General features: G+C 32.3%; 11 protein-coding genes. 6 read left to right on the top strand and 5 right to left on the bottom strand.

The features are described 5' to 3' along the window. Window positions 1–5: 5 nt before the first annotated feature. On the bottom strand, window positions 6–740 hold the full coding sequence (locus tag HM981_RS03665) for a geranylgeranylglyceryl/heptaprenylglyceryl phosphate synthase (RefSeq protein WP_179337220.1): 735 nt from the start codon (window positions 738–740) through the stop codon (window positions 6–8). Next, window positions 740–1,366 carry a 4'-phosphopantetheinyl transferase family protein gene (locus HM981_RS03660; RefSeq protein WP_179337219.1) on the bottom strand — a complete coding sequence of 209 codons (627 nt, stop codon included), beginning with the start codon at window positions 1,364–1,366 and terminating at the stop codon, window positions 740–742. Before HM981_RS03660 ends, HM981_RS03665 begins: the two co-directional genes overlap by 1 nt. 132 nt (window positions 1,367–1,498) lie before the next feature. Here HM981_RS03660 and ahcY point away from each other — a divergent pair, with 132 nt between their 5' ends. Further along, window positions 1,499–2,815: an adenosylhomocysteinase gene (gene ahcY / locus HM981_RS03655; RefSeq protein ID WP_179337218.1), complete on the top strand. Its 1,317-nt coding sequence runs from the start codon at window positions 1,499–1,501 to the stop codon at window positions 2,813–2,815. A 131-nt stretch (window positions 2,816–2,946) separates the two neighbouring features. Continuing rightward, on the top strand, window positions 2,947–3,417 hold the full coding sequence (locus tag HM981_RS03650) for a DUF1569 domain-containing protein (RefSeq protein ID WP_179337217.1): 471 nt from the start codon (window positions 2,947–2,949) through the stop codon (window positions 3,415–3,417). 94 nt (window positions 3,418–3,511) lie between these two features. Here HM981_RS03650 and HM981_RS03645 read toward each other — a convergent pair whose 3' ends face one another. Next, complete coding sequence (locus tag HM981_RS03645; protein WP_179337216.1) at window positions 3,512–5,641, bottom strand: S46 family peptidase; 2,130 nt, start codon at window positions 5,639–5,641, stop codon at window positions 3,512–3,514. An 84-nt stretch (window positions 5,642–5,725) separates the two neighbouring features. On the opposite strand from HM981_RS03645, the gene HM981_RS03640 reads away from it, so the two are divergent. From HM981_RS03640 to HM981_RS03625, 4 genes are all read left to right on the top strand, one after another. Beyond that, window positions 5,726–6,868, top strand: a complete 1,143-nt coding sequence (locus HM981_RS03640) for a methionine aminotransferase (protein WP_179337215.1) — start codon at window positions 5,726–5,728, stop codon at window positions 6,866–6,868. Window positions 6,869–6,938: 70 nt separating this feature from the next. Then, window positions 6,939–7,457, top strand: a complete 519-nt coding sequence (locus tag HM981_RS03635) for a hypothetical protein (protein WP_179337214.1) — start codon at window positions 6,939–6,941, stop codon at window positions 7,455–7,457. Between the two features lie 68 nt (window positions 7,458–7,525). After that, window positions 7,526–8,161: a hypothetical protein gene (locus HM981_RS03630; protein ID WP_179337213.1), complete on the top strand. Its 636-nt coding sequence runs from the start codon at window positions 7,526–7,528 to the stop codon at window positions 8,159–8,161. A gap of 107 nt (window positions 8,162–8,268) precedes the next feature. Beyond that, complete coding sequence (locus HM981_RS03625) at window positions 8,269–9,051, top strand: amidohydrolase (protein WP_179337212.1); 783 nt, start codon at window positions 8,269–8,271, stop codon at window positions 9,049–9,051. Here the strand turns inward: HM981_RS03625 and HM981_RS03620 are convergent. After that, window positions 9,035–10,615, bottom strand: a complete 1,581-nt coding sequence (locus HM981_RS03620; RefSeq protein ID WP_317167156.1) for an Ig-like domain-containing protein — start codon at window positions 10,613–10,615, stop codon at window positions 9,035–9,037. The two genes, HM981_RS03625 and HM981_RS03620, sit on opposite strands and share 17 nt — an antisense overlap. An 85-nt stretch (window positions 10,616–10,700) precedes the next feature. Beyond that, the gene (locus tag HM981_RS03615) at window positions 10,701–11,378 is read right to left on the bottom strand and encodes a ComF family protein (RefSeq protein ID WP_179337210.1); all 678 of its coding nucleotides are present in this window, start codon (window positions 11,376–11,378) and stop codon (window positions 10,701–10,703) included. Window positions 11,379–11,415 lie beyond the last annotated feature (37 nt).

Below are 11,415 nucleotides of genomic sequence, written 5' to 3'. Positions count from 1 at the left end.
TATGTTCAGTTAGGCACTCTTTGTAATGCCTTAAAGAATGTGTCATCCTCTTCAAAAGCTGTGCCTATAACCACCAAATCTGCTCCTGCTTTGTATGCTAATTCAATTTCAGATAGAGATCTAATACCACCTCCAACAATCAAAGGAATATTAAGTTGTTGTTTAACTTCTGAAATAATATGAGGATCAATAGGATGCGTGGCACCACTACCAGCTTCGAGGTAAATGAGTTTCATACCTAATAACTCGCCAGCTTTTGCGGTGTCTTTAATGGTTTTAATGTCTTTTCGTTGAATGGGTTTTGTTTCACTAACACGCTGTACTGCGGTTTCTTTTCCGTTCTCAATAAGTAAATAACCTGTTGGAATAATTTCAAGATTAGTTGTCGCTAATTTGGAAACAGCTTCTACTTGTTTTCCTATTAAATAATCAGGATTCCGACCAGAGATTAAAGACAGAAATAAAATACCATCTGCTTTATCTGTAATTTGAATGACATCTCCAGGAAATAAAATAACAGGTAAATTGGTATGCTTTTTTATTTCCAAGACTAAGGCTTCTGTTAAGCCTTCATTAACTTCACTGCCACCAACAAAAACATGAGTTGCAATAGAAGTGTTCATCTTTGAAATAAAATTAGAAACGTTATTAAGTTTCATCTTATCTGGGTCTATTAAAACGGCTAAGAGTTTTTTACCCTCTGAAATAGATGTTGTTATATGTTGATAAATACTCATCATTACGGAATTACATAAGTACACGTAAAACCTTCAAACTCTAAGAATGCAGTATTGTATCTGTGTTTTTTACCTTTATAATCTATCCAAGCTATTGTGTTTTTATCCTTTAGCATAAACGGAATTACTAAAAAATGGTCTTTAAATAGCATACCAGGAGTTGCAAATAGCTTATATAGGGATTCTTTCACTCCCCAAATCACAGTAAGTTTTCTAATATAATCTTCAGAATTTTTATTTAAATAATTAAACTCATAGTCCACAAATTTATGAGCTATAATTCCAATTTTATCACGTTGTTTTTCAATATCAATTCCAACGTCGCTATCGCTAATAATTACACCAGAAAAAGTAAACGAATGTGTAATAGAAATATGTTTGCCATCTTTAAGATGAGGTTTTCCATTTTCGTCATAAAATAAATCTTGATCTGTATATCCAAACTCCTGTAACAAATGTCTAACACTTAAAAAACCACGTTGATGTAATTCACTTTTCATGCCTAAAACACGTTCTAAACTCTGTGGTTTTAAAACTAAAGGCTGAATTAAATCGTCGTAAGATTCTTCAATCTTCCAGATTTTAACAGTAGTTTGTGAATTCACACTAATGGTTTTGTATAGTGGCATTTAGGATTTTGAATGTTATTGATTATCTTTGCATCGCCTAAGGCAGATTTGGCATTTTCGGTTAAGCGAATTTAACTATTTAAGTGTTAAACCCAAAGGTGTTTTAAAATATAAAAAAACATAGAAAAAGATATGAGTACAAAATCAGTTGCTTACGTACCAAATAAGGTAAAAGATATGTCGCTTGCGGCTTGGGGAAGAAAAGAAATTAATTTAGCCGAAGCAGAAATGCCAGGTTTAATGAGTTTACGTGAAGAGTATAAAGACGAACAACCTTTAAAAGGTTCACGTATTGCTGGTTGTTTACACATGACGATTCAAACAGCTGTTTTAATCGAAACATTACAAGCTTTAGGTGCTGAAGTAACTTGGAGTTCTTGTAATATATTTTCTACTCAAGATCAAGCTGCTGCTGCAATTGCTGCTGCAGGAACGGCTGTGTATGCTTGGAAAGACATGACAGAAGAAGAGTTTGATTGGTGTATAGAGCAAACTTTATTCTTTGGAGAAGATCGTAAGCCATTAAACTTAATATTAGATGATGGTGGAGATTTAACGAATATGGTTTTAGATCGTTACCCAGAATTAGCAGATGGAATTAAAGGTTTATCTGAAGAAACTACAACTGGAGTTCACAGACTTTATGAGCGTGTTAAAAATGGTACATTAACAATGCCAGCAATTAACGTAAACGATTCTGTAACAAAATCTAAGTTTGATAATAAATACGGTTGTAAAGAATCTGCAGTAGATGCAATTCGTAGAGCAACAGATATTATGTTAGCTGGTAAGCGTGTAACAGTTTGTGGTTATGGTGATGTTGGTAAAGGTACTGCGGCTTCTTTTAAAGGTGCAGGTTCTATTGTAACAGTTACTGAAATTGATCCTATTTGTGCGTTACAAGCTGCTATGGATGGTTTTGAAGTTAAGAAATTAGAAACGGTTGTTGGAAATTCTGATATTATTATCACCACTACAGGAAATAAAGATATCGTTCGTGCTGAACATTTTGAAGCAATGAAAGATAAAGTTATTGTAGCAAATATTGGTCACTTTGATAACGAAATCCAAGTAGGTTGGTTAAACGAGAAACATGGTGCTACTAAAGATACTATCAAACCTCAAGTTGATAAATATAACATCGACGGAAAAGATATTATCTTACTTGCCGAAGGGCGTTTAGTAAACTTAGGTTGTGCAACTGGACATCCAAGTTTTGTAATGAGTAACTCATTTACTAACCAAACTTTAGCACAAATTGAACTTTGGAAAAACTCTGAAGCTTACGGAAATGATGTTTATATGTTGCCAAAGCATTTAGATGAAAAAGTAGCAAAATTACACTTAGAAAAAATTGGTGTTGAGTTAACTGAATTGGCAGAATACCAAGCAGATTATATTGGTGTTAAAGTTGAAGGGCCTTATAAGCCTGAGCATTACAGATATTAATCTAAGAATGTCATTGCGAGGCGCTTTATAGCGACGTGGCAATCTCATTAATAGAAACTGAATTTTAAAAATCCCAAGCATTAGTGTTTGGGATTTTTTTTATTATAACTACCTTTCAATAAATAACTAAAATGAGTTCAGTAGATATTACAGTTTTACAAAATAAGTTAGACCTTATAGAAGGTTTAATTACCGATAGTGAGGCTATAAAGACAAGTGTTTCAAAAGCGAATGTGGCATGGCATTTAGATCATAGTTTAAAAGTTATTAACGCCGTTGTGACAACGATGCAGAATTCGGATCCAGCGTTGTATGAGGATAATTTCAGCTTTATTGGTAAGTTGTTATTAAAATTTAGATTTTTTCCAAGAGGAAAAGCTAAAGCACCGAAATATGTTACACCACCTGAAATAATAGTAAAGGATGATATTATTTTACAATTAGCAGAAGCGAGAGCGCAGATAAAAACGATATCTAGTTTAGATAATAACGCTTATTTTAAGCATCCCTTATTTGGAAATATAAATAAATCTAGAGTTGTTCAATTCTTGGAAGCGCATACCAATCATCATTTAAAAATTGTGAAGAGTATATTGAAGTAACTCTATTATATATCTGTAATCAAAAAAGTCCTCACCAGTTCTAAAAACTTGTGAGGACTTTTTTATGTATTGGCTACTGCCAATTAAATACTACTTACTTCTTTTTACGCTTTCTTTTCTTCTTTTTCTTAGAACCATCCTTTTTAGGATGCACCAAGGTCATTTCATCAATCAAATGGGTTGCACCAGCATATTTATCCACTATAAAAAGAACATAGCGTAAATCTACCATTATGTTACGGCAAATTTCAGGATCGTAATTCATGTCACTCATTGTACCTTCCCAAACGCGATCAAAGTTTAAGCCTACTAAATTACCTTCAGCATCAATGGCAGGACTTCCAGAGTTTCCACCTGTAGTGTGGTTGGTTCCTAAAAAGCAAACGGGTACTTTTCCGTTGTTATCAGCATATTGTCCGTAATCTTTAGCGTCGTATAAATCGATTAGCTTTTGTGGTACATCGAACTCATAATCATCTGGTATGTATTTTTCTATTACACCATCTAAATAACTTACAGGATTGTAATAAACCGCATCTCTAGGTGCATAACCTCTTACTTGTCCGTAAGTCACACGAAGTGTACCATTAGCATCAGGAAAATAACGTGCATTCGGTAATGCTTCCATAAGTGCTGTCATATATTTTGTTTGTAGTGCTGTAATAGGTGCATTTTTTTGTTGGTATTCAGCGTCTATAGTATTAAAAAACTCTGCGATAATAGGTTTTGAGTACGAATAAGCAGCATCGTTATTCAGGTTTTTTATAACCGTTTCAGCATCACCTTCTAATAATTTTAATGCCGAATCTAAATTAGTAAAAGCCGTATTGTCATAAATGCTTACATCTACTGCTTTACCATATAAAGGCATCACATTAAGATAAACACCTTTGTCTAACTCTGCATCATAATTTTTATGAATCCCTTCAAATTGACCTGTTAATATCGTTTTTCCTCTTTGAAGATTGTCAGGATTTGCAACTAGAGCTTGTTCTACTTGGTAAGCTCTAAAGGTCATTTGCATTAATTCATTGGTAGTGAAAAAGACTTCAATAAAGTTTCTTCTCTTAATATTTATAGGTGCAAAATCTTTATATAATTTATCAAATTCAGGAAGGATATGACCGTATTTGTCTTCTAATCCTTTTTCTTTTAAAGCTTTAGTGAATGTCGCTTCAAATGCTCTGCGTTTTTCAACCGCATTACTTTTCTTAATTCCTAAATTTTCACCAATCCATTTTTTCCAAGCGTTTGCAATTCGTGCTTGTTTCGAAGCGTATTTTATTCTAACAGCATCACTTTCTTTCATTTTTGCATCAATGACTTTTAAAGCTGCTTCTCTGATGGCAATATTTGTTGGATTAAATTCTTTTGTAATATGCTCAATGGCCACAGCAGGTAAATATTCGCTAGTAGTTCCTGGGAAACCAAAAACCATCGTAAAATCGCCTTCTTCAACACCATCTAAAGAGATAGGAAGGAAATGTTTTGGCGTATAAGGTTTGTTGTCTTTACTATATTTTGCAGGTCTGTTATTAGCATCGGCATAAATTCTAAACATAGAAAAATCGCCAGTATGTCTAGGGAAAACCCAGTTATCTGTGTCACTTCCAAATTTACCTATACTTGTTGGAGGTGCACCAACCAAGCGAATATCATCAAAACGTTCTGTTACAAAAAGAAAGTACTGATTACCTTCATAAAAGGCTTTAGTTTTTACATCTTGCCAAGATTCTTTTGGCCAAGTTTTTAAAACTGCGTTTGTGTTTTTTGAAATTAGAGATTGCTTTTCAGTTTCAGTCATGGTTTCAGTAATACCTTTTAAAGCCACTTCTGAAACATCATGAATACTCACAATAAATTCAATATATAAACCTTCGTTTGGTAATTCATCTTCTAAATTCATGGCCCAAAAACCATCTTTTAAATAATCGTTTTCTAAAGACGAATGTGATTGAATTTGACCATAACCACAATGGTGATTGGTTAGAATTAAACCTTTATTTGAAATCACTTCACTTGTACAACCACCATTAAAATGACCAATGGCATCTTTTAAGCTAGAGTTGTTAACATCGTAAATATCTTGAGCCGTTAATTTACTGCCTAGACTTTGCATTTCATCTTCGTTCATACCTTCTAAAAGTGAAGGAATCCACATACCACCTTGCTGAGCGGAAACTTGAAAAACAAAGAATAATAAGAGAATTTTTATAAAGCGCATAACCTATATTTTATTAGTTTTTGTAAAGATAGAAAAGCTTGTTTTATATCTTTAATGTTTTTGTACATAAAGCCTACTTTTTTTATGAATTTCACATCTAAATTACCAAGCACAGGAACAACGATTTTTACTGTTATGAGTGCTTTGGCAAAAGAACATAATGCCATTAATCTTTCTCAGGGCTTTCCTAATTATTCAAGTTCTCAAAAGTTGAATGATTTGGTGACTAAAGCTATGAATACTGGTTACAACCAATATGCACCAATGGCTGGGAATTTAGATTTGCGGATGGCTATAGCTCATAAATATGAGTTATTGTATAAAAGCACCTATCATCCTGAAAAAGAAATTACAGTTACAGCAGGAGCAACTCAAGCTATTTATACTATTATTTCAACATTTGTAAGGCCAAATGATGAGGTTATTATGTTTAAGCCAGCTTATGATTGTTACGAGCCAGCAGTTGAAATTAATGGAGGAGTAACAATTCCTATTCAATTATCTGCGCCAAATTATAAAGTGAATTGGGAAGAGGTAGCTTCAAAAATATCATCTAAAACGAAGATGATAATTATTAATTCACCTCACAACCCGAGTGGAACCATTTGGTCTAAAGACGATATGCTTCAACTTCAAAAGTTAACTAAAAACACAAATATTATAGTGTTGAGTGATGAGGTTTACGAACATATTGTTTTTGATGATGCACAACATCAAAGCGTTTGTTTATTTAAGGATTTAAAACAACGCAGTTTTATAACCGCTTCTTTTGGAAAGACCTTTCATAACACAGGTTGGAAAATTGGTTACTGTTGTGCACCAGAAGTATTAATGTCTGAATTTAGAAAAGTACATCAGTTTAATGTCTTTTCTGTACATCATCCTTCGCAAAAAGGCATTGCAGATTATATGCAAGATGCTGAAACGTATTTAAGCCTGAATACTTTTTTTCAACAGAAACGTGATTTGTTTCTCAATTTAATTTCAGGATCACGATTTAAGTTTCAGCCTTCAAAAGGAACTTATTTTCAAGTGTTAGATTATTCTGAAATAACGGACGAGTTTGATGTGGATTTTGCCAAAAGACTGACCAAAGAATTTAAAATTGCAGCTATCCCGTTATCCGTTTTCAACGAGAACGATAAAGATGATAAGGTTTTAAGATTCTGTTTTGCAAAAACAGATGAAACTTTAAAAAAAGCGGCAAACGTATTAAAGCGCATTTAAGTCTTATATCAGTTAAAGTAGTTTTTATTAATGCGCTACCTTGTTAGTATAATTAATAAAAACAAAGACAATGAAGATTTTAATAAGAACAACACTATTAAGTACACTATTTATTTTAGCATCTTGTGGAAGTAGTGAACGTGTTATAACAGATAATGGAGAAGTTTACGAAGTAAAAGGAAATACTATAAAAAATAATGGTGTTAAGGTCACTGATGATTTAAGTGCAGCTGAAAAAGAATCCATAACCAAAGTGCTTGAAAATAATAGGAAAGCTAAAAAAGCGTATAATAGTCAGCATAAAGAGTTAGAAATGGCTATTGAAAAACAAGAAGATATTCAAAGCAAGTCAGAAAAAAAACAAAAAGAATTAGAAGAACAATTAGAAATTTTAGAAGATAATCTTGAGAAAAAACAAGATGATGCTGATAACTACTCAACTGCTAAAGAACGTTATAATGATAAAAAAGAGAAATTTAAAAAATTAAAGAAAGAAGGTAAACTATCACCTAATGATATCACAGATTGGAAAGAGAAATTGGGCGATTTAAAAGCCGAAGTGAATCAGGCGAAAAATAATTTAAAATAAATGTCTTTTTAAGTTACTTTTCATGAATTACTGTGTCCTATATAATGAACAATTAAAACAAATACAAAATGAAATATTATATTGTCTTATTAATCTTAAGTTTATCGCTAACATCATTTGCACAAGAGGTAACTAAAGAAGGAAAAATTTACGAAGTTAAAAATGAAAAGATCTTTTTAGAAGGAAAAGATGTCACAGAGACTTTAGGTCTTGAGGAAAAAGCGATTATTTTTAAAGAAGCAGCTACAATTTTAGAAAAAACAAAAGCAGAAGCAGCGGCAACATTAGAAGCAGCTAAAGTAAAAGAAGAAGCGGCAAAAGCAAAAGTGATTGCAGCAAAAGCAAAAGAAGAAGAAGTGGCTTTAAAGGAAAAAGAAGCGGCTGCAAAAAAGCTTGAAAAAGAAGAAGCAAAAGCAATTAAAGAAAAAGAAGACGCTGCTAAGAAATTAGAAAAGGAAAAGGATGCCGCTGAAAAAGCTCAGAAAAAGGCAGAAAAAGCACAAAAGAAAGCTGAGAAAGCCTTGAAGAAAGAAGAGAAACTTAAATCTAATTTTGAAAAAGCTGAAAGCAACCTTGAAAAAGGACAAAAAAAATACGAGAAGCTAAAAAGAAAAGGGAAATTATCTCCAGTAGATGAAAACAAATGGATTGATAAAATAGAAAAGCTTACTGAAAAAGTAGAAAAAGCAAAAAGTAAACTATAATAGAAATTAGTTTCTAATGCTTAGGCGAGCTAAAACTTAAACTAATGTTTATGTTTTAGCTCGTTTTTTTATGCCTTTTTTTAAAATGTAATTTGTAATTTTAAAATATGAATTTAGATTTAAAAGTAGCCATTGTGCAGACCAATTTGGTTTGGGAAAATCCAGAGGAAAACAGACGATTATTAAATGCTAAAATCGATGCTATAACTGCAGATGTAGATTTAATTGTTTTGCCAGAAATGTTTACTTCTGGTTTTACTATGAATCCTACTAAGGTTGCTGAAACCATGGATGGAACAACCATAAATTGGTTAAAGGAGAAAGCTAAGAATCAACAAGCTGTTATTATGGGAAGTCTTGTGATTTCTGAAAATAACAACTTTTATAATCGGATGGTTTGTGTAGAGCCTTCTAGTAAAATCACAATTTATAATAAACGCCATACATTCACTCTTGCAGGAGAACATAACGTATATACAGCAGGAATAGAAAAAGTAATATTCAATTATAAAGGATGGAAAATTTGCCCTTTGGTTTGTTATGATTTGCGTTTTCCTGTTTGGGCAAGAAATGTTGAGGATTACGATCTTTTAATCTATGTAGCCAATTGGCCAAAAGTACGAATTATGGCTTGGGATGCTTTACTAAAAGCACGAGCTATTGAAAACATGACCTATTGTATAGGAGTGAATAGAGTAGGACTAGATGGCAATAATTTTGAATACTCTGGGCATTCTATTGCTTACGATGTTTTAGGACGTACAATAGATGATTTTACTGAAGGTGAAGAAGCTGTTAAAATAGTAACTTTAGAAAAAGTGGCTATTAAAAAGTATCGCGAAAAACTTAATTTCTTAAATGATAAGGATAGCTTTAGTCTAAAAGCGTAAATTCTTCAACATTACTCCAGCCAGCTCTAATTTCATCAATTTTTATGGCGTAACTAACGCGCTCAGGTTGGATGCCTAGTAAATAATTTCCGGTATCATATTTTCCATTTCCGTTGGTGTCAAAAATGACACGCAAGTCATATTGCTTTGGTTCAAGATCCGAGAAATCTACCACAGGAGACTCTTTTGCGTAACGTTCGTAAAGAACTTCGCCTTTATTGTTTACGAGTTGTACAATTAAAGGCAATTTAGCGTTTCTAATATTCACTCTAATGTTTCCATATTCAGATTTCATTTTAGTCCTAACCGCATAATTTAGAGTGTCTAAACTGGTGTTATCATAGAAATCGGTAAATGCACCTGGAAGCATTGTAAAATTGTATTTCTGTCCTTCTTTTTTATCAATAGGGAATTCATATCTATTAAAAATAGAATTGTATTTCACGCTATAAGGTACAGAAAGTGAATCCTTATCTATTAATTTAATTTTTGTAGTATCAATTTTGGTTAAAGGGATATTAGCTTCCATGGTAAAATTATCTTCATATCTTATAATACCCTTTGTTAAAGCCGTCATTTTTAAAGAATCTGCTTTTATCGTTCTAAAGCGATGCTTAAAAGTATCTATATATTTTTCGTTAGTAACGATAAAAAATGTGGTGTCAACTTCAAATTTAGGCTTATACCAATAATATAACGTATCTGTTTCTGAATCTTTAATAATTCTTGTTTTATAATTTTCAGGTGTTTCTCCAAGGACTTTAATTCGCATGTTTTCATAATCTCCTTCGTATGGGAAGATAATTCGACTTTCACCATCTTGTGATGGTTTAACGCCTTTAAAATTCACCTTTTCATTGAAAAGATTTAGTCTATAGGAAGAATCTGAAGGCACTGTTATAAAGCCTTCGTTAAATCCTATTTTGTCGTTTTTTTGATTGAATTTATAATTCGAATTTTGATCCTTTAAGGCAATCAATTTATAGGATCCTGCTTTAATATTATCAATGCTAAAAGTGGTAAGACTATCTAGTGTATTAGTAATATATCTGGGTTTTTCCTTGTAAACTATAGAGTCTGTGTAAGTAGAATCTACTTCATATAGCATCACGGAAACAAAAGTGTCTGGTTCCTTTAATAAAGCATCTTCAACATAACCTTTCACAGATAATGAATCTATAACATTTCCTGTAGAAAACACATACCGATAATAAGGATAAGGATTGCCTTCATTGTTGTCTACAATACTTTCACCAAAATTAAAAGCATACGTTGTATTGGCTTCTAAAGTGTCTATTATTTTTATTGAAATATATTCGCTGGCTGTACTCGATGGAGTTATTAGAGGAGTGTTATCCATAGGAGGAGACACTATAAGTTGTTTTTGGAGGTCTTTTATTTTAACGTATTCATTAAAATAAATTCTAATTTCATCACCTTTAAAGTTAGTAGAGAAATTTTCTGGTACAGATTTGGTTATTTCAGGAGGTAAAATATCCTTTTCTCCTCCGGATGGAGTGCCACGATTGGCACAACTTGCAATAGTAATTGCAATTAAAATCAAACTTAAAATTCGAACTAAAGATAAACGCATCGATTGAAAATAATTTAGCACAAAGAAACAATATTAAATCATAGTAACGAAAAATCTAATCTGCTATTGCTAAGGTAGCAAGACTTAACTTAATATTATCAATTTTTAATAAAACGGTTGCGCACGCTTCTACAGTGGCTCCAGTTGTAATAATGTCATCTACCAATAAAATGTGTTTACCTATTAATGATTGGTTTTCAGAAATATCAAATAAAGCTCCATCGTCGTTCCAACGCTTTATACGACCTTTAAAAACTTGCGTTTTAGAAGATTTTGTTTTTATTAAAACGGTCTCATTATAGTCTGTATTTAGTGCTTTTGCAATTTCTTTACCAAATTTAGTCACCTGATTATAACCCCGTTTTCTTAGTTTAGATTTGTATAATGGAACAGGTATAATGACATCAATATTTTTATAAGCGTCTACAGTTGCTAATTCCGCGCCAAGCCACTTTCCAAAAAATTCACCTATACCTTCATGACCTCTATATTTTAAATTATGAAGTATTTGCTGAACAATTCCTTTTTTAGAAAAATGTAATAATGCAGTTGCATTTTCTAATTTTACGCGTCCATAAACTACCTTCTTAACATCTTCTGCAGCATTAAAATGAAAGTTAGTAACAGGTAGATGATGCCTACAAGGAGTGCATAAAACCACTTCATTATCACCTAAAGCATTGTTACAGGCGTCGCAAACCAGAGGAAAAAATAAGTTTAACAAGTTTTTCATCACTTAATCGAATAAAAGAGTGTTAGGTTTCAATTAG

Origin of the sequence: Winogradskyella ludwigii (genome assembly GCF_013403985.1) — a bacterium.
Taxonomy (GTDB): domain Bacteria; phylum Bacteroidota; class Bacteroidia; order Flavobacteriales; family Flavobacteriaceae; genus Winogradskyella; species Winogradskyella ludwigii.
Note: the sequence above shows the minus strand (reverse complement) of the source record. Positions and strands in the feature narration are given on the sequence as shown.